Origin of the sequence: Arthrobacter sp. SLBN-83 (assembly GCF_006715285.1) — a bacterium.
In the GTDB taxonomy this organism is placed as follows: Bacteria; Actinomycetota; Actinomycetes; order Actinomycetales; family Micrococcaceae; genus Arthrobacter.
On sequence record NZ_VFMX01000001.1, the window covers coordinates 3,518,076 to 3,542,539 of the forward strand.

Annotated in this window: 28 protein-coding genes and 1 riboswitch; of the genes, 17 read left to right on the forward strand and 11 right to left on the reverse strand. The window is 66.0% G+C overall.

The window, feature by feature from the left end; translation table 11 throughout:
* Nucleotides 1-55 precede the first annotated feature (55 nt).
* The 4 genes from FBY30_RS16495 to FBY30_RS16510 all read right to left on the reverse strand — a co-directional run bounded on the left by FBY30_RS16495 (nucleotide 56) and on the right by FBY30_RS16510 (nucleotide 4,417).
* A complete protein-coding gene (locus tag FBY30_RS16495; RefSeq protein WP_142133691.1) occupies nucleotides 56-523 on the reverse strand; it encodes a universal stress protein in 468 nt (155 codons plus the stop codon).
* Between the two features lie 87 nt (nucleotides 524-610).
* Entirely contained in the window at nucleotides 611-2,233 is a 1,623-nt protein-coding gene (locus FBY30_RS16500; RefSeq protein ID WP_142133692.1) for a DUF4389 domain-containing protein, read from the reverse strand.
* Between the two features lie 66 nt (nucleotides 2,234-2,299).
* A complete protein-coding gene (locus FBY30_RS16505) occupies nucleotides 2,300-3,163 on the reverse strand; it encodes a universal stress protein (protein WP_142133693.1) in 864 nt (287 codons plus the stop codon).
* A 108-nt stretch (nucleotides 3,164-3,271) separates the two neighbouring features.
* Nucleotides 3,272-4,417, reverse strand: coding sequence for an AI-2E family transporter (locus tag FBY30_RS16510; protein ID WP_235009467.1), 1,146 nt, complete (start codon nucleotides 4,415-4,417; stop codon nucleotides 3,272-3,274).
* A 132-nt stretch (nucleotides 4,418-4,549) separates the two neighbouring features.
* Between FBY30_RS16510 and FBY30_RS16515 the strand changes: the two genes are divergently transcribed.
* Genes FBY30_RS16515 through FBY30_RS16530 form a run of 4 tightly spaced genes read left to right on the forward strand, consistent with a single transcriptional unit; the run spans nucleotide 4,550 to nucleotide 7,956 of the window.
* Nucleotides 4,550-4,981: a hypothetical protein gene (locus FBY30_RS16515; RefSeq protein WP_142133694.1), complete on the forward strand. Its 432-nt coding sequence runs from the start codon at nucleotides 4,550-4,552 to the stop codon at nucleotides 4,979-4,981.
* 49 nt (nucleotides 4,982-5,030) lie between these two features.
* On the forward strand, nucleotides 5,031-5,555 hold the full coding sequence (locus tag FBY30_RS16520; RefSeq protein ID WP_142133695.1) for a mycothiol transferase: 525 nt from the start codon (nucleotides 5,031-5,033) through the stop codon (nucleotides 5,553-5,555).
* Entirely contained in the window at nucleotides 5,548-6,480 is a 933-nt protein-coding gene (locus FBY30_RS16525; RefSeq protein WP_142133696.1) for a ribonuclease Z, read from the forward strand. Before FBY30_RS16520 ends, FBY30_RS16525 begins: the two co-directional genes overlap by 8 nt.
* A 9-nt stretch (nucleotides 6,481-6,489) precedes the next feature.
* A complete protein-coding gene (locus FBY30_RS16530) occupies nucleotides 6,490-7,956 on the forward strand; it encodes a protein adenylyltransferase SelO (RefSeq protein WP_142133697.1) in 1,467 nt (488 codons plus the stop codon).
* Between the two features lie 95 nt (nucleotides 7,957-8,051).
* On the opposite strand, the gene FBY30_RS16535 is transcribed toward FBY30_RS16530, so the two are convergent.
* Complete coding sequence (locus tag FBY30_RS16535; protein ID WP_142133698.1) at nucleotides 8,052-8,894, reverse strand: LysM peptidoglycan-binding domain-containing protein; 843 nt, start codon at nucleotides 8,892-8,894, stop codon at nucleotides 8,052-8,054.
* A gap of 3 nt (nucleotides 8,895-8,897) precedes the next feature.
* Nucleotides 8,898-9,068: riboswitch (cyclic di-AMP (ydaO/yuaA leader) on the reverse strand.
* Between the two features lie 289 nt (nucleotides 9,069-9,357).
* Between FBY30_RS16535 and FBY30_RS16540 the strand changes: the two genes are divergently transcribed.
* Genes FBY30_RS16540 through FBY30_RS16550 form a run of 3 tightly spaced genes read left to right on the forward strand, consistent with a single transcriptional unit; the run spans nucleotide 9,358 to nucleotide 10,710 of the window.
* Nucleotides 9,358-9,717 carry a TraR/DksA family transcriptional regulator gene (locus FBY30_RS16540; RefSeq protein WP_142133699.1) on the forward strand — a complete coding sequence of 120 codons (360 nt, stop codon included), beginning with the start codon at nucleotides 9,358-9,360 and terminating at the stop codon, nucleotides 9,715-9,717.
* Complete coding sequence (locus tag FBY30_RS16545; RefSeq protein ID WP_142135365.1) at nucleotides 9,714-10,244, forward strand: DNA alkylation repair protein; 531 nt, start codon at nucleotides 9,714-9,716, stop codon at nucleotides 10,242-10,244. Before FBY30_RS16540 ends, FBY30_RS16545 begins: the two co-directional genes overlap by 4 nt.
* A 22-nt stretch (nucleotides 10,245-10,266) precedes the next feature.
* Nucleotides 10,267-10,710, forward strand: a complete 444-nt coding sequence (locus FBY30_RS16550; protein ID WP_142133700.1) for a DUF1810 domain-containing protein — start codon at nucleotides 10,267-10,269, stop codon at nucleotides 10,708-10,710.
* Nucleotides 10,711-10,746: 36 nt separating this feature from the next.
* Here FBY30_RS16550 and FBY30_RS16555 read toward each other — a convergent pair whose 3' ends face one another.
* A complete protein-coding gene (locus tag FBY30_RS16555) occupies nucleotides 10,747-11,640 on the reverse strand; it encodes a glucose 1-dehydrogenase (protein ID WP_142133701.1) in 894 nt (297 codons plus the stop codon).
* A gap of 164 nt (nucleotides 11,641-11,804) precedes the next feature.
* Nucleotides 11,805-12,311, reverse strand: a complete 507-nt coding sequence (locus FBY30_RS16560) for a metallophosphoesterase family protein (protein ID WP_200830710.1) — start codon at nucleotides 12,309-12,311, stop codon at nucleotides 11,805-11,807.
* A gap of 73 nt (nucleotides 12,312-12,384) precedes the next feature.
* On the opposite strand from FBY30_RS16560, the gene FBY30_RS16565 reads away from it, so the two are divergent.
* Nucleotides 12,385-12,576, forward strand: coding sequence for a DUF1918 domain-containing protein (locus tag FBY30_RS16565; RefSeq protein WP_142133702.1), 192 nt, complete (start codon nucleotides 12,385-12,387; stop codon nucleotides 12,574-12,576).
* A gap of 52 nt (nucleotides 12,577-12,628) precedes the next feature.
* Nucleotides 12,629-13,144: an NUDIX domain-containing protein gene (locus tag FBY30_RS16570; protein ID WP_142133703.1), complete on the forward strand. Its 516-nt coding sequence runs from the start codon at nucleotides 12,629-12,631 to the stop codon at nucleotides 13,142-13,144.
* A 53-nt stretch (nucleotides 13,145-13,197) separates the two neighbouring features.
* On the opposite strand, the gene FBY30_RS16575 is transcribed toward FBY30_RS16570, so the two are convergent.
* Nucleotides 13,198-13,875, reverse strand: a complete 678-nt coding sequence (locus FBY30_RS16575; protein ID WP_142133704.1) for an endonuclease/exonuclease/phosphatase family protein — start codon at nucleotides 13,873-13,875, stop codon at nucleotides 13,198-13,200.
* A gap of 157 nt (nucleotides 13,876-14,032) precedes the next feature.
* Here FBY30_RS16575 and FBY30_RS16580 point away from each other — a divergent pair, with 157 nt between their 5' ends.
* From FBY30_RS16580 to FBY30_RS16595, 4 genes are all read left to right on the forward strand, one after another.
* Nucleotides 14,033-14,836 carry a thioesterase family protein gene (locus FBY30_RS16580; protein WP_142133705.1) on the forward strand — a complete coding sequence of 268 codons (804 nt, stop codon included), beginning with the start codon at nucleotides 14,033-14,035 and terminating at the stop codon, nucleotides 14,834-14,836.
* Nucleotides 14,837-14,909: 73 nt separating this feature from the next.
* Nucleotides 14,910-15,452 carry a PadR family transcriptional regulator gene (locus FBY30_RS16585; RefSeq protein WP_142133706.1) on the forward strand — a complete coding sequence of 181 codons (543 nt, stop codon included), beginning with the start codon at nucleotides 14,910-14,912 and terminating at the stop codon, nucleotides 15,450-15,452.
* A 50-nt stretch (nucleotides 15,453-15,502) separates the two neighbouring features.
* Nucleotides 15,503-17,173, forward strand: a complete 1,671-nt coding sequence (locus FBY30_RS16590; protein WP_142135370.1) for an ABC1 kinase family protein — start codon at nucleotides 15,503-15,505, stop codon at nucleotides 17,171-17,173.
* 105 nt (nucleotides 17,174-17,278) lie between these two features.
* Complete coding sequence (locus tag FBY30_RS16595) at nucleotides 17,279-18,028, forward strand: lipoate--protein ligase family protein (protein WP_142133707.1); 750 nt, start codon at nucleotides 17,279-17,281, stop codon at nucleotides 18,026-18,028.
* A 45-nt stretch (nucleotides 18,029-18,073) separates the two neighbouring features.
* Here FBY30_RS16595 and FBY30_RS16600 read toward each other — a convergent pair whose 3' ends face one another.
* Nucleotides 18,074-18,331: a mycoredoxin gene (locus FBY30_RS16600; protein WP_050054887.1), complete on the reverse strand. Its 258-nt coding sequence runs from the start codon at nucleotides 18,329-18,331 to the stop codon at nucleotides 18,074-18,076.
* A 132-nt stretch (nucleotides 18,332-18,463) separates the two neighbouring features.
* Here FBY30_RS16600 and FBY30_RS16605 point away from each other — a divergent pair, with 132 nt between their 5' ends.
* Nucleotides 18,464-19,225: an SOS response-associated peptidase gene (locus tag FBY30_RS16605; protein WP_142133708.1), complete on the forward strand. Its 762-nt coding sequence runs from the start codon at nucleotides 18,464-18,466 to the stop codon at nucleotides 19,223-19,225.
* A 25-nt stretch (nucleotides 19,226-19,250) separates the two neighbouring features.
* Here the strand turns inward: FBY30_RS16605 and FBY30_RS16610 are convergent, their stop codons facing one another.
* Complete coding sequence (locus tag FBY30_RS16610) at nucleotides 19,251-19,673, reverse strand: VOC family protein (RefSeq protein ID WP_142133709.1); 423 nt, start codon at nucleotides 19,671-19,673, stop codon at nucleotides 19,251-19,253.
* Nucleotides 19,674-19,692: 19 nt separating this feature from the next.
* On the opposite strand from FBY30_RS16610, the gene FBY30_RS16615 reads away from it, so the two are divergent.
* Nucleotides 19,693-20,013 carry a chorismate mutase gene (locus tag FBY30_RS16615; protein WP_142133710.1) on the forward strand — a complete coding sequence of 107 codons (321 nt, stop codon included), beginning with the start codon at nucleotides 19,693-19,695 and terminating at the stop codon, nucleotides 20,011-20,013.
* Nucleotides 20,014-20,038: 25 nt separating this feature from the next.
* Here FBY30_RS16615 and FBY30_RS16620 read toward each other — a convergent pair whose 3' ends face one another.
* Nucleotides 20,039-20,428, reverse strand: coding sequence for a hypothetical protein (locus FBY30_RS16620; protein WP_142133711.1), 390 nt, complete (start codon nucleotides 20,426-20,428; stop codon nucleotides 20,039-20,041).
* 131 nt (nucleotides 20,429-20,559) lie between these two features.
* Between FBY30_RS16620 and FBY30_RS16625 the strand changes: the two genes are divergently transcribed.
* Complete coding sequence (locus FBY30_RS16625; protein ID WP_142133712.1) at nucleotides 20,560-20,910, forward strand: hypothetical protein; 351 nt, start codon at nucleotides 20,560-20,562, stop codon at nucleotides 20,908-20,910.
* A gap of 11 nt (nucleotides 20,911-20,921) precedes the next feature.
* Nucleotides 20,922-24,413 (forward strand): DNA polymerase III subunit alpha, encoded by a 3,492-nt coding sequence (locus FBY30_RS16630; protein ID WP_142133713.1) that lies wholly within the window; start codon nucleotides 20,922-20,924, stop codon nucleotides 24,411-24,413.
* Nucleotides 24,414-24,464 lie beyond the last annotated feature (51 nt).

A 24,464-nucleotide genomic window follows, 5' to 3' on the forward strand; every position in this document is an offset into this window, starting at 1 on the left:
CGGCACCGCCCTCACCCGCCCCGGACGTTAATTGCCTGCCCTGTAGCTGTGCCGGTCAGCTGTTCCCGGAACCTTCGGAGTGCTCCTCCGGTGTGTGCACCACCAGGACGGGGCAGTGGGCGTGGGCCACGATGGCGGAGCTGACGGAGCCCAGGAGCAGGCCGCCGAATCCGCCGTGCCCTCGGCGGCCCACCACGATCATGTCGGCGTCGCGGCTGGCATCGATCAGCGCTTCGCGGGGGTGGCTCCGGACCAGCGTGGAGGTGACATTTGCCGGCGTCTCCGCTCCGAACGCCTGCGCCACGGCCTCGTCCAGGACCTTCTTGGCACCCTCCTCGAAGCCCTCGATCCCCATCATGACGTAGCCGCTGTACATCTGCGGGTACTCCCAGCACGCCACCGCCTGGACCTTGGCGCCCAGCGGAATGGCGAGCCGCTGCGCCTGGCGGAGCGCCTCCACGGACGGCTCCGAACCGTCAACGCCCACTACGATCCTGGCGATTGGTGCCCCGGCAATGCTCATTTCGCTCCCTAGGTCCGGCCCGGCAGGGTTGCCCACGCTGTCACGCCCATCATGCCTGCATGTGCAGGCCTGGGCTAGGGCCGAAGGTCATTGCGCCCCGGCGGGTGGCATAGCGGCCGGTGGCGTACCGGCCGGTGGAATGGCCGGTCCGGGCCATTCAGGTTCGGTGGCGCCCTGGTCCAGCCGGAACGGCGGATATTCGTCCCGCATCAATGCGGTATACGCCAGGACCCGGTAGATCCAGCGGTCGACGCCGAGGATGAAATCGAACAGTGGGCGCTGGTAGCGGCCGGTGAACAGCAGGATAACTGCCGCGATCAGGACCAGCACCCCCAGCAGGGACGGTCCTGCCTCCTGTACATAGGTTGTTCCGCCAAAGTTGTTGTCCGCCCGCCAGCGCCACGTGGTGTTGGTAAACGCGCCGATAACCAGCAGGTGCGGGATCGAGAGAAGCCACCATTTCACCAGGACCAGCCCGCGGGACAGCCGCTCGGGGTAGTCCACGTCAAAGTCGGCGGGGTAATTGGTGCGCCTGAGCGTGAACGGAGGATACAGATCCGTGCCGACGGCGGCGTAGGCGTAGAACGCCACCCGCCAGTTCCACCGCATGACGCCTACATTGAAGTCGAACAGGGCCCGCGGGTAGCGGCCGGTGAACAGGATGCCGAACCCGGCCACGATGGTCGTGATGACGAAAGCGAACCAGAGGAAGAAGAGAAGGATGAAATGCGGGATGGCGAGGAACCATTTCACCAGCCACATCCACCGTGACAGGGCGGGATCCAGCTCACCGAAAAGCCTTGCGGGATAGCCGGGACCGCCTGGTACCGGGGCCAAGTAGCCGGGACCGCCTGGTACCGGGGCCAAGGGCCCCGAGGGCGGCGCGGCCCCGGGTGCCGGTGGTGCTCCCGTCACCGGCGGGGGATATCCGGCACCTGTGGCCGGCCCGCCCGTTTGGGGGCCGCCGTAGGGCGGTGTGCCGTACGGCGGGCCGCCGGAAGGGGGTCCGCCGTACGGAGGTCCGGCAGGGGGCGGCGCGGCGTGCCGGCCGAGGCCGGACGCCCCAAAGATGATGAGGGGGATGCCGATCACCAAGGCAATGATCCCGCCCACCAGCAGGCCCGTGGCTGCCGGCTGGAACAGGTCCGAGTGGAAGCCTGCCTGCAGCCGCACATCCACCCCTTGGGAGGCGTCGGCGTTCATCACCACTACTTCCCAGGTACCGGGCGCGATGTTCCAGGTGAGCTCCTGCTGCCCGGAACCGGAAGCGGAGGCAGTCCAAAAGCGCTGGTCCGCCGGGGGCGACGCCGGATTGCCGCCCGGCACGTCCCGGTAGTCCGCACGGAAGGGCTGCTGCCGGATGTTCAGCAGCTCCGAGTGGTGCACGCCTGACAGGTACTGCTCCACGTCGGCCTGCGGACCGATGCCAATGAACACCGGCTTGTCCGGGGTCACTGATTCAGCCCGCAGCCGCAGCGTGCCGATGTCAAAGGGCAGCCTGCCGGGAACGTCCTCGCCGATTGCATCGGCCCGGGGCGAGGTGAGCGCAAAGGAATTGACGGAAAAGCGTGACGTACCGGACGTCAGATAGCCGTCGCCCTGGATGGTTCCCACTGCTGACGCCACGGCACCGCCTGCCAGTGCAGCCAAGCCAGGGAGCGTGATGAGGATCCCGAGGATCAGCATGATGATGGCAGCGGGCTTTTTCATGGGGTCAAAACCTTCCGCGCACGGAATACAGGGTGCCGGCAGCAAGGCCAGCAAAGGCGGTGCAGCCTACACAGCGTTGGCAGCGTCGGTCCGGGTGATGATCACGGGGCACGGAAGGTGCTTCAGGACGCCGTGCGCGGTGGACCCGAGCAGGAGGCGCTTGAAGGCGCCCTTGCCCCGGCTGCCCACCACCAGCAGCCTCGCCCCGGCGGCGGCCTCGACAAGGGCGGCAACCGCTCCGCGTTCGGTTTCAAGCCGCTGGTGCACAATCAAGTCCGGGTAGTCTTCCTTGAGTCCTGCCACTGCCTCGGAGAGCACCACGCGTTCCTCGTCGGCGATAAGCTCTGCCATGGCCGCGGGCGACAAGCCGGCGTCGATGATGGGATCCGGCACATCAACGGCGTAAACGACCGTGAGTTCGTCGCCTTCGCGGTCTGCCTCCGCGGCCGCGAAGGCGACCGCCTGGGTGGATTCCGGGGACCCGTCAACGCCCACCACCACTCCGGACCTGCCTTCGAGATCCTGTGTTCCGACGACGGCGACAGGGACCTTGGCGGCCGTGGCCACCTGGAGCGCGCGGTCGGCAAGGGTGCCGCCGAAGTGCCCGCTGCCCGAACCGATGACCATCATCGAGGTCCTCTTGGAGTACTTGGCAAGGGACCCGCCCACGCTGCCGGTCAACAACTCCGTTTCAGGGGTGACCGTAACCGTTCCTTCGAGGCGTCCGGCGGCTGTCTTCAGCAGTTCCTCCCCGGCCTGCTGAAGCGTTCCAAACCACGGATAGGGTTCGGCAACCCACCTGTCGTCCACCACATGGAGGATTACCAGTGGCAGGTTCGCACGGTGGGCGCGGCGGGCGGCCCACACGACGGCGGCCCGGCTTTGTGCTGAGTCGTTGGTGCCCACAGCTATGGGTTTCCGGGATGTCATGGCCGCACTTCCTGCCTGTCGGTGAACTGGCTACTGCCATTCAAGACTGGCCCGGGTCCCATCGGCTCTCTAGGGCCGAAAGTCACGGAAGCGCTGTTCAGGGGCGCTTTACGCCCCGGGCGCTGCCGGAGCAATAGGCTCCGGGCCGGGTGTGTCCCTTTCGGCCAGCGTCCTGTAGATGGTCCAGCCGACGGCGGTCAGCGGCACGGCCAGCAGCGCACCGATGACGCCGGCCAGCGTTGCCCCCGCGGCCAGTGCCAGGATGATCACCAGCCCGTGGATCCTCAGGACCCGGCCCATGAAGAGGGGCTGGAGGAGGTGGTGTTCCAGTTGGTTGGCAGCAACCAGGATCACCAGGACCACCAGCGCGGGAACCGGTCCGTTCTCCACCAGGGCCACCAGCACCGCCAGGCTGCCGGCGGTGGTTGCGCCGATAATCGGAATGAAGCCGCCCAGGAAGACCACCGCGGCAAGGGGGACCGCCAACGGAACCCGCAGGATCAGGAGTCCGGCAAGGACAATCACGGCGTCAATGGCTGCGATGATGAGTGTCCCCCGGACGTAGCCGCCCAGCACCACGATGCTGCGTTCGGCCGCCAAATGTGCCTTGCCTTGGCGGGTCCCGGGGAGGAACCCGATCAGGAGGCCCCGGATCTTCTCGCCGTCTTTGAGGAAAAAGAACAGGATCACGGCTGTCAGGACTGAACCTGCCACAATCTCCCCGGCCGTTCGCAGGCCCGTCAGCGCGTCGGCCCCCAGGCTTCCTCCAGTCAGGAACTTCTGGAACTCGCCGCGGGCTGCGTCGATTTGGTCACTGGTCAGGGCCACGGGGCCAGTGGTGATGAATTGCTGAAGCTGGCTAATGCCTGCTTCTGCCCGGGCAGCCAGGACGGAGGCCTGCTGCCGTACCAGGGCGATGATTCCACCCACTACTCCGGCCGCCATCGCCAGGATCACCAGGAAGGAAGACAGTACCGCCAGGGCGCGGGGCCAGCCCCGTGCCGCGAGCCAGCGGACGGCAGGAGCCATCGCTGACGCCAGGATCAACGCGACGAGTACCGGGATGGTGACCAGCGGGACGCGGATGGCGGCCGTCACCGCCACCCAGGCAAGGGCCAGGACGGAAAGTGCCTGGATGGCGCGGATGCCGGCCCGGCCCAATCCGTCGGTCCACAGGAGGGACATCCGGGCGGCGAAGGACTGGGGCCGGGACGGCTGTGCCGCGGGCCCGTCGGGGGACATATTGGGTTCCATGCAAAATCTCCTTGCTGGCCATCACGTTTTCTTCCCCATTTGCCTGTTCCTTACCCATGACGGTTCACATCCACGCCAGTTCGTCAGTATGCTTACTAATGTCCGCTGAACGGCAACAGGAAAGGCATCACCATGACTGAGCAGAACGTCCCTGACGATGAGCTGGAAGTCGTGGAGGAGGACGATGTGCTTCTCGACGAAACTCCCGGCGCGGCATCGTCGCTGGAACTGGACCCTGTGATGGGGGAACCCGACAACTACCCGGGCGCTGCGGAGAACAATCCGGAACGCTGGCAGGAAGACCCCCTCTTGCAGAATGAGGCCGTCTCGGGAGAAGAAGAGGACTTCCTGAGCGAGCAGACGCTGCGGGACGAAAGCGCGCAGGCCCGCTACCGCTCCGGCGATGAGCAGGTGCCCCCGGGCACGCCCACCCTGGGGGAGGCTGCGGCCGACGTCGATTTCGGCGAAAACCCAACAGGCCCTGAAGCGGACGCCAGCGACGATGAGGAAAACTTCGGCGGCTCGCCGCTCAGCCAATTCGAGCCGGACGACCTGGAGCGCTAGCGGCCTAAGGGTCCGGGCCCAGGACCCGGACAGTTGGGAAGGGAGAGAGATGCAATCCAAGGAACTGTTGCTTGAGGCCTTCGACCGGCTCCCGTCACTCGTCCGCCAGGCACTGGAAGGGCTGGACGAGGCGGACCTGCAGCGCCGTCCTGCCGGTAACGGCAATTCCATTGGCTGGCTGATATGGCATACGGGCCGGGTGGAAGATGCGCAGGTGGCCTCCGCCTCCGGGCTGGAGCAGGTTTGGACGGCAGAAGGCTTTGCTTCCCGTTTCGGGCTGCCCTTGGCGGAACGCGACACGGGCTACGGCCACACCAGCGAACAGGTGGACGCCGTCAAAGCGCCCCGCGAGCTTCTGCAGGATTACTACGAGGCGGTCCACCGGCAGACCGCCAAGGTCCTGCGGGACATCAGCGATCCGGACCTGGACCGCGTGGTCGACAAACATTGGGACCCGCCCGTAACCCTCGGAGTGCGGCTAATCAGCATACTGGGGGACTGCCTCCAGCACCTCGGCCAGGCAGCATATGCCAAAGGGCTGCACGCGGAGCCGGCAGACGCCCCCGGTGCGTGAATTCGTGGTGCTGGGCACGGCTTCCCAGGTTCCCACCCGTACACGGAACCACAACGGCTACTTCCTGCGCTGGGATGGCGAAGGACTCTTGTTCGACCCCGGCGAGGGCACCCAGCGCCAAATGGTCCATGCCGGCGTGGCGGCAAGCCAGATCACCAGGATCTGCCTCACGCATGTGCACGGAGACCACTGCTACGGCCTGCCGGGAGTCCTGTCCCGAATGGCCCTGGACGGTGCTGCTCACCCCGTTCACCTTCACTATCCGGCCTCCGGGGAGCAGATTGTCCAGGCCCTCGTGGCTGTCAGTTCGCCCGGCATCGACCTGCGGCTCCATCCGCACTCCGGCGCCGGACCCGTGGCTGACGGCCTGGAGATCCGGCCCCTTAGGCACCGCATCGAGACGTACGGATATCTGCTCACCGAGCCTGACGGCCGTACCTTCCTTCCGGAACGGCTCCGGACGGCAGGAATCGAAGGGCCTGACGTGGGCCGGCTGCAGCGCCAAGGCTCCCTCGGCGCAGTCGCGCTGGAGGACGTAAGCATTCCCAGGCCCGGCCAGCGCTTCGCGTTCATCATGGACACCGCGCCGTGCGTCGGCGCGGAGGAACTGGCCGAGGGCACGGACCTGCTGGTCACCGAGTCGACATTCCGCAACGACGACGGTGAGCTGGCGCAGCAATACCTGCACCTGACCGCCGGGCAGGCAGGGGAGCTGGCGGCGTCCGGAAAGTCCCGCACGCTGGTGCTCACCCACTTTTCCGCACGGTACGGCGACGACATGTCCCTGCTTGCGGAACAAGCGCAGGCACGCGCTGCAGGGACCACGGTCATCGCAGCCCATGACCTGCAGCGCATAGCCGTTCCCCCGCGGCGGCACCAGGTGCGGGAAACAGCGGACCATTATGACGGCGATAGACGGCGATAGGGTTAAACCATGACGGCAGCAGCTGAATCCACGGTGGCTTTTGACGGCCGCTTCGCGCGTGAACTGTCGGAACTCGCTGTTCCCTGGCAGGCCGAGGAAGCCCCCAGCCCCGGCCTCCTTGTCCTCAATGAGAAGCTGGCGCGTGACCTGGGCCTGGACCCGGAGTACCTGCGCAGTCCCGAAGGCGTGCGGCTCCTGGTGGGAAATCACGTTCCTCCTGGCGCCACCCCGGTGGCGCAGGCGTACGCCGGCCACCAGTTCGGCGGATACTCGCCGCTGCTCGGTGATGGGCGGGCGCTTCTGCTGGGCGAGGTCACGGACCGCAACGGACGCCTCCTTGACATCCACCTCAAAGGCTCGGGACGCACGCCTTTCGCCCGGGCGGGGGACGGCCGGGCCGTCGTCGGGCCGATGCTGCGCGAATACCTCGTCAGCGAGGCCATGTACGCCCTGCACATTCCCACCACCCGTTCGCTCGCCGTCGTGGGAACGGGCCGCCAGGTCCGGCGCGACGATATGCTGCCGGGCGCCGTCCTGGCCCGGGTGGCAAGCAGCCATCTTCGCGTGGGCAGCTTCCAGTACGCGCGTGCCACGGAAAACATGGAGCTCCTGAAGCGGTTGGCGGACCACGCCATCAGCAGGCACTACCCCCACGCCGCCGGCGCCGACAACCCCTACCTCGAACTGTTCGCCTTGGTCGTCTCCGCCCAGGCGGAACTGGTGGCCCGCTGGATGCTGGTGGGATTCGTCCACGGGGTCATGAATACGGACAACATGACCATCTCAGGGGAAACCATCGATTACGGCCCCTGCGCGTTCATGGACGCGTTCAATCCCGCCGCCGTCTACAGTTCGATCGACGTCAGTGGCCGCTACGCCTACGCCAACCAGCCGGTTCTGGCCGAGTGGAACCTTGCCCGGCTGGCGGAGGCGATGCTGCCGCTTATCCACGAAGACCAGGAGCAGGCGGTTGCCCCGGCGGTGGAGGTGCTGGGCCGGTTCCGGGGGCAATACAGCAGGGCATGGACCAGCGGGATGAATGCCAAACTCGGCCTCGGCAGCGGGGAGAGTGACGGGGAAACCATGTCCGCGCTGGTGGACGGCACCATTGCCATCCTGAAGGACGGACCCGTGGATTACACCCTCTTCTTCCGTAACCTTGGCAAGGCGGCCCGGGGCGACCTTCGTCCGGTGCGCGGCATGGTCCTTGATTTGGCTGCGTTTGATTCCTGGGCAGAGCGGTGGCAGGCACTGAAACCGGACGCGGAGCTGATGGACAGCGTCAACCCGGCGTACATCCCCAGGAACCACCTCGTGGAGGAGGCGTTGGCCGCTGCCACGGGCGGAAACCTGTCCCCCTTGCAGCAACTGCTGGAGGCAGTCAGCGACCCCTTTACCGAACGGCCCGGGCTTGAACGCTACGCGGAAGGCGCCCCTGAAGACTTCGGCAACTACATGACCTTCTGCGGGACCTGACAGCTGCAGATGCGAAGGGCGGATGCGGAAAAGGGCGGCAGCCGGTTTTACCGGCTGCCGCCCTTTCTTTTTATGCCTGCGCGGTTGCGCGAAGATTAGGCGACGCGGACCGCGGAGTAGCCGCCGAGCCAGCTGATGGAGTGCACCTGGGTGTCGTAGCCGTTCACGCCGCCGCTGACAACCTGGCCGTTGCCGGCGTAAACGCCCACGTGGCCGGAGGTGATGATCAGGTCGCCGGGAGCAGGAGCGCTTACCATGGTGCCGTACTGGAAGAACTGGGTGGGGGCAAGATCGCCGACGGACTTGCCCACCGAGCGCAGCGCCTTCTCAACCATGGCGGTGCAGTCCTGCTTGATGCCCAGCTGGCCGTAGGCGTTTGCCAGGATGGCAGCGCCGGTGCCCGTGCCGGTGGGAGCTGACACAGGGGTGGCCGAGGCGTAGGACATGTTCATGCCGGTGTTGGCCGGAGCGGCGGCTGCAGTCTGCACGGGTGCTGCTGCGGGAGCCGGAGCCGGTGCCGCGGTGTAGCCGGCACCGGGGATCTGGATCTGGTCGCCCGGGTAGATGACCGAGGACAGGGCCAGGCCGTTGGCGGACAGGACATCGTTCAGGCTGACGCCGTAAGCAGACGCGATGGCACCGAGGGTATCGCCGGAAACCACGGTGTGGACGCTTCCTGCTGCCGCTGCCGGAGCCGCAACGGGGGCGGCAGGTGCGGAGTAGGCCTGCACGTTGGTCTTTTCAGTGGTGTCCGGGCCGGTGACACCGGCGTGGGCCGGCGCGCCGACGCCGAAGGCAATGCCGGACGCTGCAGCAACTGCCAGCGCGGGGCGGCCCAGCGAGCGGGCCTGGGACTTGGCTGTCACGGCGAGGCCCTCGAGAACAATCGAGCGGGCCGGAGTTGCGCGGTGACGGGCAGTGGTGGAATTTTTTGACACGGTTGATCGCCTCTCCCATGCCTGCGGGGTGAGCTGTCGGGTTCGGGCTGGAGATACCCGGCCGGAAGCAACCCCGTAACGGACGGAGGCGCTATCGACTTAACCCCAAGGCCACAAGTGGCCGCGGAAACTTGGTTCCCCCGTCCCTGCCAGCTGGAGCGGTTGTATCCCATGATCAGCGGCAGGGCTCGGCATACTGATGGGAATGTCCCGACTGAGAGGGACACCTGAAGACCATAACCCACATGCGGCGGCATTGTCACATTTGGATAACATACGAGGTCCCGCTCTCGAATTCCGCAAACGTTTGGATGTTATCGGCGGCCGGGTTTGACCTCGTCTAATGCCAGGGCATCAGGACAGGTAACGCTACGGATACGGACGCGCGGTCACAGTGCTGCCCCCTCATCGCAATGGCCGTTTCCATTCCGACACTCCGCCGTCGGACCGCTAGGCTGTTTCCATGCCAGATTTCGACCGGTTCCGGGAGCTGCTCGAAGAGGAGCGGGCGCGGCGGCTGGAGCTGCTGCCGGCGCTGCGGGCTGACATCGCGGCGGCGAATTCGGCCCGGCAGGACTCCAATGTCGATGACGAGCACGATCCCGAAGGGGCCACCATCGCTTTCGAGCTTTCGCAGGCTTCGGCGCTCCTGAAGCAGAGCTCGGCCGGCCTGGACCAGATTGACGCGGCGCTGGCCCGCCTGGCCGGGGGAACCTATGGCATCTGTGCAGTGTGTGGACAATCCATTGCGGAAGGCAGGCTGGAAGCGCGGCCATGGACGCCGTTCTGTATTCTGCACGCGTCTTCGGGCCGGGGACGATGACTGGCTCGGCGGACATGGTGTCCGCGGCGGTGGAGTTCGTTGACCGGACCCTCCAGAACGAGGGCGCCTGGTACCGGGCGGACGACGTCGGGAACCGGCTGGGCTGGGCGATGGACTCTTACGGCTCCTCCATCGGAGCGGTGCGCGGCACGGTGCGCGATGCGCTGCGCAAATTCAAGGACCTGGACCACGACGCCACGGTGATGCTTGCCTCCGCCCTGTGGGGACAGCCCAGGCCCGGCTCCCGCCCGGTGTTTGAGCGCCGGTTGGCGGCCGTGGTGCTGTTGCAGTCAAGGGTGCGCCTGCTCCGGCACTCGGACCTGACCCGGCTGGAAGGCTTCCTGCGTTCTGCCCAGGCGGCTGAGCTGGCGAAACCCCTCCTTGCCGACGTCCTGGTGCCGCTGCTGTCCGGCCTCGGGGAGCGCGAGCGGCAGCGCGCCGGTGTGGTCCTTGCGAGGTGGCGGGACGACCCGGATCCGCAGCTTCAGGCAGCGGCAGCGGCTCTCGAAAACGATTTGCCCCTTTGACCTCGAAAACCGGGAGATCCACATGAACGAGCACTTTGACCTTGACCGTTTTGTTGCCGCGCAAAACAGCGGCGGAACCTATGACCAGGCGCTGGGGGAGCTGCAGGTCGGCAGGAAATCCGGGCACTGGATGTGGTTCGTCTTCCCGCAGATCTCCGGCCTGGGGCAGAGCGCAACGTCCCGCAAGTACGCCATCTCGTCACTCGCCGAGGCACGCGCCTACCTGGACCACGAGGTACTGGGACCACGGCTGCTGGAGTGCGCGCTGGTCCTGGCGAACCATGCCGACCAGTCCGCCGAGGACATTTTCGGCGGCATCGATGCCAAAAAGCTCCGGTCGTCCATGACACTGTTTCTCCGGGCGGCACCCGGAGAAACAGTGTTCAAGACCGTCCTGGCCCAGTTCTTCGACGGCGAGCCGGATCCTGCCACCGACGAAATCCTGGCCGCCCAGGCCGCTGACTGACCCCAAGTTGACGGGTCAGCCAGGCCGGGGGCCCTGCTAAGGCGTGGGGCTTCCGCCGTTGACGTTCAGCGTCTCGCCCACCACATAGCTGGACTCGGGTGAGGCCAGGAAGACGTAGGCGGGTGCCAGCTCCGCGGGCTGTCCTGCCCGGCCCAGGGGGGTGGACTGCCCGAATTCCGGCAGCTGCTCCTTGGGCTGGCCGCTGCTGACCTGCAACGGGGTCCAGATCGGGCCCGGGGCCACGGCGTTCACCCTGATGCCCTTGGGGGCCAGTTGCTGCGCCAGCCCCTTGGTGAAGTTGTTGATGCTGGCCTTGGTGGTGGCATAGTCCACCAGGGTGGGGGACGGGTTGTACGCCTGGATCGAGGTGGTGTTGATGATGGTCGACCCGGCCGGCATGTGCGGGACGGCGGCCTTGGTCACCCAGAACATGGCGTACACATTGGTCTTCAGGGTGTGGTCGAACTGCTCGTCGGTGATGTCCTGCAGGTCTTCCTGGGCCACCTGCTTCCCGGCGTTGTTGACCAGGATGTCCACCCCGCCCAGCACAGCAACAGCGGTATCCACCAGTTCCCGGCATGTCGCCGAATCCTTGAGGTCGCCCGGCACCTTGACCGCCTTGCGGCCTGCGGCCTCAATGATTCCGGCAATGCGGGAGGCGTCCTCCTCTTCCTGGGGCAGGTAGGAAAGGACGACGTCGGCGCCTTCCCTGGCAAAGGCAATGGCCGTTGCGGCGCCGATGCCTGAGTCCGCGCCGGTCACGATGGCGCGACGGCCTTCCAGCCGGCCCGTTCCGCGGTACGTTTCTTCGCCCAGATCGGCCTTGGGTGCCAGTTCGGCATCCAGGCCCGGCTCGGGCTGGTGCTGCTTGGGCGGGGAAATCTTTTCGTAGGCAGTCACGGGATTACGGAAGGTGTACTGGTCAGTCATGGTGGTCCTCCTGTTCGTGCGGACTCGGGCTGGTTCGTCGCCCCGGAAACTGAAGCAGCCTGCATTCAGGGAATCGCAGAACCCAAAAAGCTAAGCATGCTTACGGTTCCCTAGCCTAGGCAATGAAACCCCGCCCTGCCAAGCGGCCCTTCGGCCTGGCAACGTCAATCCCGCCGCACTTCCACCAGCCTGACCTCCGCCAACCGCCCGTCGTCCACCACGGCTTCCATGAACGTGCAGGAGGGCTGCCGGCGGCGGTCCGTGGGCGAGCCCGGATTCAGCAGCCGCAGCCCTCTGGGCGAGACGGTGTCCCAGGGGATGTGGCTGTGCCCGAACACCAGGACATCGGCCTCCGGATACAGCGCTTCGCACCGCTGTTCGCGGCCCTTTGCCTGCCCTGTCTCGTGCACCATCGCAAACCGGACACCGTCCAGCGTGGTGGTGGTTGTCCCGGGAAGCCGCCGGCGCAGCTCCGGGCCGTCGTTGTTGCCATATACGCCCAGCAGCCGCTTGCTTCGCCGCTCGAACTCGTCCAGCAGCGCGGCCTCCACCCAGTCACCGGCGTGGAACACCACGTCGGCGCTTTCGATGGCCCGCCACACCAGCCCGGGAAGGTCTTTGGCGCGCTTTGGCACGTGGGTGTCGGCGATGAAGACAAGGTTCAATGGCATATGCGCATCCTGCCATGGTGCCCTGTTCCCGTGCCCGCGGCAGTCGTAATCTGGGGGCTGGGAGGTGATTGCCATGGAGGCAGCCCAAGGCGACCGCATCGTGGTGCACGGAAGGACAGTGGGGTCCTCGGACCGGCACGGAGTGATTCTGGAAGTCCGCGGCGAGGGCGGAAGCCCGCCCTATGTCGTCCGCTTTGACGACGGGCACGAAACGGTCATGTATCCCGGCGGCGATTTCGCCGTCGACCGCGCACACAACACCTGACGGGTGGAGCGGCGGGACTGCGGCCGGCCGCACCACCTGTCAGACTGGGGGAATGGATCACTTTCCGTACTCCAGCACATCCTCCACCCCGCCGCCCCGCTCCGGTCCACGCGACCCGGGCGACGCCTGGGTGGAAGGGGACCGTGGCCGGTACTGGGGCAGGTTCGGCGCCGCCGGTGTCCTGGCCTACGACCCCGCCAAGGGCGTGCTCCTGCAGCACCGCGCCGTCTGGAGCCACAACGGGGGAACATGGGGGCTGCCCGGCGGGGCGCTGCATGAGGGCGAAGAAGCGGTGGAAGGCGCGCTCCGGGAGGCCTTCGAGGAGGCTGCCGTCCCGTCGGAGAGCGTCGAGGTGCTGTTCACCTCGGTACTGGACCACGGGTACTGGTCCTACACCACCGTGGTGGTGCGGGTGCTGGAATCCTTCGAGCCCGTCATCAGCGATCCCGAAAGCATTGCGCTGCTCTGGATCCCGGTGGCCGAGGTGGAGGCCCTGGAGCTGCATCCAGGCTTCGCGGCCGCCTGGCCGGACCTGCTGGCGCGGCTGGATCCCGGGGAACTTTGGTAAAAGGGGAACTTTGGTGAGTGAAGAACCCTGGTAAAGCCGGACGGCGTCTTCTGTCAGTAGCCTTCGCCGTACTCGGCCGTCACCAGGATGGGCAGGTGGTCCGAATTGCCGCGCGGCAGCGTTTCCACGCTGGCGATGTCCAGGCCCAGTGACGTAGCGAAGTCGAAGTGGCCCTTGAACACCTTGTACCGGGTGTAGGTCCGCCTGTTGCTGAGGGACAGGGCGTACCCGGAGTTCTTCATGTGCATGTCAAGGTTCTTGGTGAAGAACGGGTAGTTGAAATCCCCCACCATCAGGGTCATCAGGCCCCTGCCCATGCTCAGCAGTTCGGCGTGCGCTGCATGGATCTGCTTGCGCCGCAGCGAATTGGAGGCCGTGAGCGGGGCTGCATGGAAGGAGCCGATCACCAGCTCATGCTGCGTTTCGTTGTCCATCACCCTGGTGCCGATCAGCCGCTCGTGGGCCGGGGCCAGCACCCTGTCATGCATGGACTTCTTCAACGCGAAGGACTGGGTGTCCAGGGCAGTAAAACGGCTGGTGCGGTAATAAATAGCCAGCCCCAGCCGGTTGCCCTTGGTGGCGTCGGCCAGATGAAGGGGGCCCAGGGTTTCCGGAAGGTCGCTGGCATCCACTTCCTGGAGGCACAGCGCATCGATGTCATGGTTCCGTGCCAGGGCGAGGAGTTCGCCGCTGGCAGCGTGCTTGCGGAGGTTGTAGCTGATGACGCGCATGAAACACCTCTTTTGAGGGTTGCTGACAGGACCAGTTCCTTACTCTAGTCGGATTGCCGCCCCCATCCTTTAACATTTCGCCGGCCGTCCCGGCGCGGCGTTCACGCGAAGGATAGAGTTAGTGGCAATTCACTGAACGTTTCGTAAGGGGCCAGCCTTGATCGCAGACCTGCCCGAACTCGCCGAGGGCAACTTTTACTACCAGGACCTGGGAGAGGGCCGGTTCCGGTCCACCATCCACGCCCAGGGGGCCTGGAATGTCCATGAACAGCACATGGCACCGGCATCCGGCCTGCTGGCGGACCTCATGGAACGGCACCAGCCGCGCGAAGACATGCGGATGGCGCGGATCAGCTACGAGATCCTTGGCCTGATCCCTGGTGGGGAGTTCAGGATTGATACCACCACGCTGCGGCCCGGCAGGACCATCGAACTGGTGCAGGCCGAACTGGTGGCCGGCGGCCGGACAGCGATCCGCGCCACCGGGTGGCGGATGCTGACCAGCGACACCGGTGAGGTGGCCGCCGTCGAGGACGCCGCCATCCCGGGCCCTGACGAATGCAAGCCTTATGACGGCTCCGCCGTCTGGCCCGGCGGCTACATCCGGTCCCTCGAGATGCGCGTAGCCGAAGGGCACCGGCCAGGGGCGGGGAAAGTATGGCTGCGCACCGAACATCCGCTCACCGACCACGCCGACAGCGGGGATTTCGCGCGGCTCATGGGACTGGTGGACACCGCCAACGGCATCGCCGCCCGGGTTCCGCCCGGCAAGGACAGCTACGCGTTCCCCAACCTGGACCTGCAGATCCACATGTACCGCAGGCCTGAGGGGGAGTGGCTGGGGCTGGACAACGCTGTGTCGTTCGGCCGTGACGGGATCGGCCTCACATCCACTGTGCTGCACGATCGGCAGGGCCCGTTTGGCCGCGCGGAACAGATCCTGACGCTTCGGAGGACGTGACCCGCAGCTATGGTGCCCTCCTGTATCGCTGAGTATCGTTGTATATCGTTCGCGATTGACGAAGGAGTTCATCATGCGTGCGTCATACCCAACAAGTGGATTCGGGGCCGGTAATTTCGACGGGATGTGGCAGGCCGTCGAAGAGCTGAGGTCCCGGTTCGAAAAACGGGTGGGAACCCGCGCCGGGAAAGGCGAGGTGAGGGCGGCCGTGCTGGCCCTGCTCGCAGAGCGGCCCATGCACGGTTACCAGATCATCCGTGAAATCGAGGAGCGCAGCGGCGGCAGCTGGAAGCCCAGCGCAGGTTCTGTCTATCCCACCCTGCAGTTGCTGGCCGATGAAGGAACAATCAGCGCCGAGGAATCCAACGGCCGGAAGATCTACTCCCTCACCGAAGCTGGCCGGGAGGAAGTGGCGGCCCACCACGGTGCTGCGCCCTGGGATCCGGCGGACAGCCAGTACGGAACCGGAGTTGCTTCCCTCCCCAAGGCCGGGATTGAGCTGGCCCAGGCGGCAGCCCAGGTAGCCCGGATTGGCTCGCCGGAACAGGTGCAGCAGGCGGTGGCGGCGTTGGACGAGGCCCGGCGCCGACTGTACGCCATCCTCGCCCAGGACTGACCCGGGTGGCGTCGACTGTCCAGGACAAGGCCGCCGACCCGCCGCTGCCCATGCGCGAGCACCGGGCGCGCTACCGGCGCATCCTCCGCTTCGCCGCCCGGAACCTCGCCGCCACGTGGTGGTTCGAACTGTTCCTGCCGCGGATAGGACTCGGCGGGATCTCCTCGCGCACACGGTCCAGCCGGATGCGCCGATTCGCGCAGCGGTTCCACGATCTGGCCGTGGAACTCGGCGGCCTCATGATCAAGGTGGGCCAGTTCCTGTCCTCCCGGCTCGATGTCCTTCCGCCCGAGATCACCAAGGAGCTGGAGGGGCTGCAGGACGAGGTGCCGCCGGTCGCCTTCCCGGCCATCGCTGCCCTGGCGGAACAGGAACTGGGGACACCCCTGGCAAGCGTGTTCGCCACCCTGGACCAAACGCCCATCGCCGCTGCATCCCTGGGGCAGGCCCACCGGGCCCGCCTCAATACCGTTGATGCCGGGGACACCGGGCTCGACGCCGTGGTCCTGAAAGTGCAGCGCCCCGGCATCGGGGCCATAGTCGACGTCGACCTCGCCGCGCTCCGCAAGGTGGCCGGCTGGCTCAGCCACATCCGGCTCGTGTCGCGCAGGGCCGACATGCCGGCCCTCGTGGAGGAATTCGCCCAGACCAGCCTCCAGGAAATCGACTACCTGCACGAGGCCGTCAACGCAGAGCGTTTCGCCGCGGACTTCGCCGGCGATGACCGCGTGGAGGTTCCGGGCGTGGTGTGGGAGCGGACCACCCGCCGCGTGCTGACCCTCGAGGACGTGACGGCCATCAAGATCACAGACGTACGCGCGCTCCGGGCCGCCGGCATCGATCCCGCCGAGGTTGCGCCGGTGTTCGCGTCCATCATGTTCGACCAGCTCTTCACCAACGGCTTCTTCCACGCCGACCCCCACCCGGGAAACATCTTCGTGACCCCGGTCCCGCCAGGAACAGGGGAACTTGCATGGAAACTGACGTTCATCGACTTCGGCATGATGGGGGAGGTAACAGCCTCCACCCGCAGCGGGCTGCGGAAGCTGCTGATCGCCGCCGCCGCACGCGACGGCAAGGGACTTGTTGCAGCCATCAACGATGTGGGCGTTTTGATGCCGTCAGCCGACAGCGCGGGGCTGGAGCGGGCCATGACACAGCTTTTTGCCCGCTTCGGCGGAATGGGCTTTGCCGAGTTGCGCGAAGTGGACCCGCGGGAGTTCCGCGATTTTGCCGTTGAGTTCGGCGACGTGGTCCGCTCACTGCCGTTCCAGCTGCCGGAAAACTTCCTGCTGATCATCCGGGCCATGTCCCTGACATCCGGGGTCTGCAGTGCCCTCGATGAACGGTTCAACCTGTGGGATTCGGTGGAACCCTACGCGGCGCAGCTGCTGCGGGACGAGCGCGGCAACGTGGTGCAGGATGTGGCCCGGCAGGCTGTCGACGCCGCCGCCGTGGCCTTCCGCCTGCCCCGCCGGCTGGACGCCCTGGCCACACGGATCGACGAGGGATCACTGCAGGTGGCCGTCCCGCGGCTGGAGCGGCAGGGTGCCCGGCTGGAAAGGGCCGTGCGCCGCTCGGCCTCCGCCGTCGTTTTCGGCGCGCTGCTGCTCGCCGGCGCGATCGTCCGCGTCGACGACCTCGCGCTAAGCAATGTACTGATGGCAGCATCGGCCTTGCCGCTGCTGCACGCGCTGTGGGTGGGGCGCCGGGGGCGTTAAAGCCCGTGCCGCCGTCGGGCGTACCCTAGGGATGGCCTGTCCGGCCGCCGCCATCAAACCTGTCGCCACCGAAACCGTCGACGCCACAGCCCAGGGAGCTTCGCCATGCAAGACACCGCCACCGGACTCCGCCCGCTCACCGTGGTGCGGCAGGACGTCTCCCTTGGTGCGGGCCGCGACCTCGAATTTGGCCTGGAGCTGCTGGCCAGGGCCAGGAGTGGCGGGATCGGGCCCACCCTGCGGCTGTACCGGCCGGCCCCCACCGTGGCGTTCGGACAGCGGGACACCCGGCTGCCCGGCTTCGATGCCGCAGCCCGGGCCTGCCGGGAAAACGGATTTGAACCCCTGGTCCGCAGGGCGGGGGGACGCGCTGCCGCCTACCACCAGGGCACGCTGGTGGTGGATCATATCGAACCGGACGCCGATGCCGTCGCCGGGTCCAAGGCGCGCTTCGGCTACTTTGGCGAACTCTTTGCGACGGCGCTTCGAAGCGTGGGGGTGCAGGCGGCGGTGGGCGAGATCCCGGGGGAGTACTGCCCCGGGGAATTCAGCGTGCACGGCACCGACCCGAAGGACGGCTCACGGCGCGTGAAACTGGTGGGAACTGCCCAGCGGGTGGTGTCCGGCGGATGGCTGTTCAGCTCCGTCATTGTGGTGGAGGATTCGGCCCCGATCCGCAAAGTCCTCACGGACAGCTACGCGGCACTGGGCCTGGACTGGGACCCTGCCACCGCCGGTGCGGCCAATGACCTGGTGCCCGGCCTGGACGTGGCAGCTGTTGAGCAGGCCCTGCTGGAAACGTATGCGGGCCATGCCGCCCTGGAAACTGCCTCGTTCAGCAGCCTGGGGGCATGACCCGCAAAGAGTTGTACGGCGGGCGCCGCAGGTGGATGTAACCGATCAGGCGGCCAGGCGGGTCTTGACCTCGGCAGCAGACGGGTTGGTGGCTGCGGTGCCGTCCGGGAAAAGGACGGTGGGAACGGTCCGGTTGCCGCCGTTCAGCTGCTCCACGAGCTCCGCGGTGCCCTCCACCTCTTCGATGTTGATTTCGTTGTAGCCGATGCCCTGCGCATCGAGCTGCTTCTTCAGCCGGTTGCAGTAGCCGCACCAGGTGGTGGAAAACATGGTGATGGTGCCGGATTCGGGAGTGAAGTCCACAGGGAGCTCCTATACGTCGCTTGGAAGGTTTCCTTACGTTCAACCGTAGCGCGGTCGCCGGTATTCCCCCGTCCCGCAGTGCCTGGGCGGCGTTGGATGACAGTTTATGGCGGCCGGTGGCAAGCTGGTGCCATGTGTGGACGCTACGTAATGGCTCGTGCCGTGGGGGACCTCCTTGCTGAGTTCGACGCCGAACTGGAGGATGAGGTGAGCATTCCGCCGTCATGGAATGTGGCGCCCACCGACGCCGTCGCCATCGTGCTGGAGCGCGTGAAGGAGGGCGACGCCGGGCCCAGGCAGGTGCGGCAACTGCACGTGGCCCGGTGGGGCCTGGTCCCGTCCTGGGCGAAAGACGTGAAAATCGGGTCCAGCATGATCAACGCGCGGAGCGAAACAGTGCTGGAGAAACCCGCGTTCCGGAAAGCGGTACAGTCCCGGCGCTGCGCAGTCCCGGCCGACGGCTACTACGAATGGAAGCAGGGCTCCGGGAAGTCCAAACAGCCGTACTACGTGCACCCGGGCCAGGACCACGGTCTTGTTTTCGCCGGCCTTTATGAATGGTGGAGGGACCCGTCCGTGCCCGAGGGGGAGCCGGGCCGCTGGCTGCTGTCCACCTCCATCCTCACCGCTGACACGCCCCCGCCGGGGACCGAATCCACCATCTTTGGGAAGCTGACGGAACTGCACGACAGGGTGCCCCTGCCCATGGACCAGGCCACCATGGAAGCCTGGCTGGACCCCCAGGCCGATGATGCAGCCGGGCTCGTGGACCTGGTGCGGTCCCGGGTCAAGGACGCCGCCGCCCATTGGCAGGTTGAGTCAGTGGGCAAGGAAGTGGGCAACGTCCGGAACAACGGCCCGGAACTTATCCGACCTGTGGAGGCACTGTTCTAGCAGCCCAGCTCAATGAACCCTGCCTTCACACGGTGACCGTGCCGTCGTCGTCCACTGCCCAGGTGGGGTTGTAGGCCACTTCCCAGCGGAAGCCGTCGGGGTCGGCGAAGTACCCCGTATAGCCGCCCCAGGGCTGGGTGACCGGCTCGGCGATGATGGCAGCGCCCGCAGCTGCTGCCTCCTCCATCACCCTGTCCACATCAGCCGGACTTGCCACGTTGTGGCTGAGGGTGATGCAGGGGACGCCGGACGGAGGATTGGTGCCTGCTTCGGCCTGCATCTGGCGTGCGTCCCAGAGAGAGAGCACCAGGCCGTGGTTCACCTGGATGAACAGCACCTCCCCGGCCGCCTCCCGGTGGACCGGCCAGCCGAGGCCGTCAACATAGAAGGCGCGCGAATCCGCAACGTTGCGGACACCGAGGGAGATAAAGTCGACTCTGGGCTCCATGCTTCGATACTGTCAGACGATGGCGACAATTCAAGGAAACGACAGGGATGCCCGGGCCGACAAGGAACAGCTCGCGGCCGTCCGGATTGCCGTTGACGAGGTGGATGAGCAGATTGTCACCCTCATCGCACGCCGCGAACGGCTGATCAGGATTGCCGGAACCCTCAAGGGCGATGACGCCGAGGTGCGCGCCCCCGGACGGGTGGAGCGCATCATTGAGCACGTCCGTTCCGCGGCGGAGAAAAAGGACATCGACCCGGACATCGTGGAGTCAACCTACCGGGCCATGATCTCCGCGTTCATTGAACTTGAACTGCGGATCCACAAAGAAAACAGCTGACCTTTAAAGTGTTGGTGGAGGTGGCCTAAAGAGCCTCCTCCACCGGCACGCCGTGCTGGAACTCCCGTCCGTCCGCCTCGCTGAAGGCAGAGATGACATGTCCCTTCCCCAGGCCATCCAGCGCTGACAGGGGAAAGCTCCCGGTAATGCTGTTGTCCGAATGGGACACCCCGGACAGGTCGTAATCCTCCTCGACCCCCTGGTCCCGGTTGAACGAGTAGCAGGCGATTGCCTCCCCGTTCATGAATTCAATGCACAGCCGCCGCTGGAATGAATAGTCCGGCGAGGCTCCCATCAACCCCACCACGTAGGCGCCGGATTCCGGAATGGCGCCGTCGATATCGAACGTGGCAAGGATGGTGGAGTCCTGGGCCTTGATGCTTGCCTGCTTGAGGAGTGCGTCATCGGTACTCATGCCAACATCCTGCTCCCTGCCGCACGCTCCGTCCACCCCCGCCTATGTTTTGCTGCGGAGGCGGCGTAGACTGGCAGCATTCGAATACATGTTCGAATACTTAATCCAGGTTTACCGTCCGGGGAGGCGCCGTGGGCATGTTCAGCGAGTCCGTTGACGTGGTGTGCTCCGCTGCAGGCCAGCCGGAATCCCTCACCTGGGCAGGCGGGTCCTACACGGTCTGCGCAGAACCTGTCCGGTGGTACGAACGCAGGCAATGGTGGGCGGAGGACGCCAGGGCTCCCTTGGGAAGCGGACAGGGCGTGGTGGACCACGAAATCTGGCGCATCCAGGTGGTCCCCGACCGGAAGCCATCCCGTTCCGGTGATTTCAATGATCCTGGCGGCCCAGAACCACTCACCCTGGACCTGTCCCGCCACATCCCCAGCGGCCGGTGGCGGCTGCTGCGGATCCATGACGCGCTACGCCCCAGAACTGCTTGAAACAGAACAGCATGAGCTTCACCCACCTTCACGTTTCCACAGCATTCAGCGCCCACTACGGCGTCTCCTGGCCGGAGGAGCTGGCCATGGCAGCCGCCGCGGACGGGGCCACTGCCCTTGCCTGCACCGACAGGGACGGCCTGTACGGCACCATAAAGCACCTCAAGGCCTGCATGGCTGCCGGCATCGATCCCATTGTGGGGGTGGACCTGGCAGTCTTTGACGACGACGGCGATCACCGCACGCAGGTCGCCGGACGGGTGGTGGTGCTGGCCAGGGGCAACAACAACGGTGCAGGGTACCGTGCGCTTTGCCGCCTGGTTTCCGACGCCCATGCCAGGACTTCGGGGAAGGCCGGGGGAGCGGTGCCCGCGGCAGTCACCCGCGCTGAACTTGCCTCCCGCACCCTGGACCTCCAAACCCTCAAACCGGTGCTGACTGTCCTGCTCGGCCCTGACTCCGACGTCGGCCGGGCCATGGGCGGGCGGCGGTACCTGCGCCCCCGGACCCTGTTCAAGCAATGGATCGATGCCATGCCCGCGGGAACAGTGGTGGCGGAAATCGTCTCCCAGCTCAGCGCACCGGGTACCCCGTTCAGCACTGCCCATGCCGTCCGCATGCTCAGGCTGGCCGAGGAACACCATGTACCAGCCATCCTCACCAATGCGGTCCGCTATTGCGCTGCCGATGGAGCCCCAACTGCCGATGTCCTGGACTCTGCCAGGACCTTGAAGTCCCTGCCGGAACTGGCAGGGGAGCCGCTGCTGCAGCCTACCGGGCAGGGGTGGTTGAAATCCGGGGAGCAGATGCTGGCACTGGGGAAGGAGATCATTTCCGCTGCAGGTTATGGCGCCGCGGACCTCAAGCAGCTGATGGCCCAGACCGAGGCGCTCGCCGATCTCTGCCGGATCCATCCCACCACAGATATGGGGTGGAAACAGCCTGTGGTCCCTGAGGCATCAGTCATTGGCATCGACCAGGATCCGCACGCCGAACTCATCCAGCGCTGCCACGCGGGAATCGGCAGGCGGTTCCCCGGTGTCAGCGGGAAGGCAGAGAGGGACATGCTGCTTCGGCTGGACCATGAGCTGGGCATCATCAACAACCTCGGTTTCTCTTCCTACTTCCTCACGGTGGCGGAGGTATCCCGAATGATCCAGGACATGGGGGTCAGGGCGGCTGCCAGGGGATCGGGGGCCTCCAGCCTGGTCAACTACCTGATCGACGTCAGCCATGTGAACCCCCTCCAGCACGACCTCATTTTTGAACGGTTCCTATCCAACGACCGCGCCACCCTTCCGGACATCGACATCGACGTCGAAAGCGCTGAACGCCACAACGTCTACCGGCGGATCTTCGAGCGGTTCGGATCCGAACGGGTCACCCTGATGAGCATGCAGAACGGATACCGGGCGCGGGGGGCAGTGCGCGACGCCGGGCTGGCGCTGGGGATGGACGACGGCGAGGTAGGGGAGATCGCAAAGCAGCTGTGGCGGTTCTCGGCGCGGAAGTTCCGTGAGGCGCTGCAGGAAAAGCCAGAGCTGCGGGAGTTCGCCGGCCGGGTTGAACAGCGCGATGCCGATGGCAACCAGCAGCTGGACCTGCTGGTGGACCTGACCGAACGCCTGGACCGGCTGCCCCGCCACATCTCCATGCACCCATGCGGGGTGATCCTGGGCGATGCCACGCTCCTGGACCGCACCCCGGTCCAGCCAAGCGGCCTTGGCCTGCCCATGAGCCAGTTCGATAAACATGACATGGACCCCATGGGCATGCTCAAACTCGATGTCCTGGGTGTCCGCATGCAAAGCGCCATGGCTTTCGCGGTCCGGGAGATCATCCGCATCCACCCCACCAAAAAGGACGTGGTGGCAGCGGGAGGGCACCCGGTGGGACCCGACGGCACCGGGCCGGACTACATTGCAGGGGACGGCCGGATCGACCTCAATGCCGTCCCCCTTGACGATGAACCAACCTACGAACTGATCAGGAGCACGCACACCCTGGGCTGCTTCCAGATTGAATCCCCCGGGCAGCGGGAACTGATCGGCAAGATGGCGCCCCGGGAATTCAACGACCTCATCATCGATATCTCCCTGTTCCGCCCCGGGCCGATGAAATCGGACATGGTGCGGCCCTTCCTGGAACACCGCCACGGATTTGCCCCTGAGGTGTATCCGCACCCCGACCTCAAACCCGTGCTGCAGGAAACCCATGGGGTCACGGTCTTCCACGAACAGATCCTGAAAACCCTCGACATCATGACCGGATGCGGGCTGGCCAAGGCCGACGAGTTCCGCAGGGCGTTAAGCAACGAGGTGGGGGAAGCGCAGGTGGAGGAATACTTCCGGCGCCACGCAAAGGCCAAGGGGTACACCCCCGAGGTAGTGGACAAGGTATGGGGGACGTTGAAGTCCTTTGCCAGTTTCGGCTTCTGCAAGGCCCATGGCGCTGCCTTCGCCGTTCCCACCTACCAGTCCGCCTGGCTCAAAGCACACCATCCCGAAGCTTTCCTGGCAGGCTTGTGGGAGCACGATCCCGGGATGTATCCCAAACGGCTTCTGGTGGCCGAAGCCCGGCGGCTGGGCATCCCCATCCTTCCCCTGGACATCAACAGGAGCAAAGCCGAGTACCGGGTGGAGCGGATCGAATTTGGCAAGGACACCGGCAAGCTGGGAATCCGGCTCAGCCTGAACGGGATCTACGGACTGTCGGCCGCCGAATTGAAGCGCATCGTGGCCGGGCAGCCCTATGATTCGCTGGCTGACCTTCGGGCGCGCTCGCGGCTTAGCAAGCCGAGCATCCGGCGCCTTGCCCAGCTGGGTGCCTTTGATTCCCTGCACCGGGAAGCAGGAGGCCCGGCAAACCGGGCGGATTTGGTGCAGCACCTGCAGCAGCTCCAAACCGCCAACGGAAACCGCAAAGGCGTGGAGGTGCTGGAAGGTCAGCTGGCCCTTCCCCTGGGCGACATCGAACTGCGGAACATCAAGCCCGGGCTCCCCGCCCCCACGCTGGTGGAAAATGTCAGGGCAGAACTGGACCTCATGGCCGTCGATGTCAGCACCCACCTGATCGACAGCCACCGGCCGCTGCTGGAAAGGCTGGGAGTCACCACAGCGGATAAGCTCCTCGGCCTGCGCAACGGAACGGAAGTGCTGGTGGCAGGAGTGCGAGTCGCCACCCAAACGCCTCCCATGCGCGGCGGCAGGAGGGTGGTGTTCATCAGCATCGACGACGGCACCGGCTGCGTGGATTCGGTCTTCTTCCACGAGGCCCAGGAAAGTGCCGGGCCGCTCCTGTTCGGCACCCGCCTGCTGCTGATCCGCGGCACCACCCGCAGGACCGGACCCCGTGGCATCAGCATCAGTGCGAGCATGGCATGGGACCTCAGCAGGACAGAGACCTTGCCCTTCCCAGAGTCCGCGACGGCGGGCGGCGGAGACGTGTCCCATCCGCTGGATGGCATCAGCAGGACATTGGCGATCACTGGTTTCAACGGGTGAGCCCGCAGTTTTTGTGGGGCGTACCTGCCGTGCGCCGCGTTGGTCGGCCCG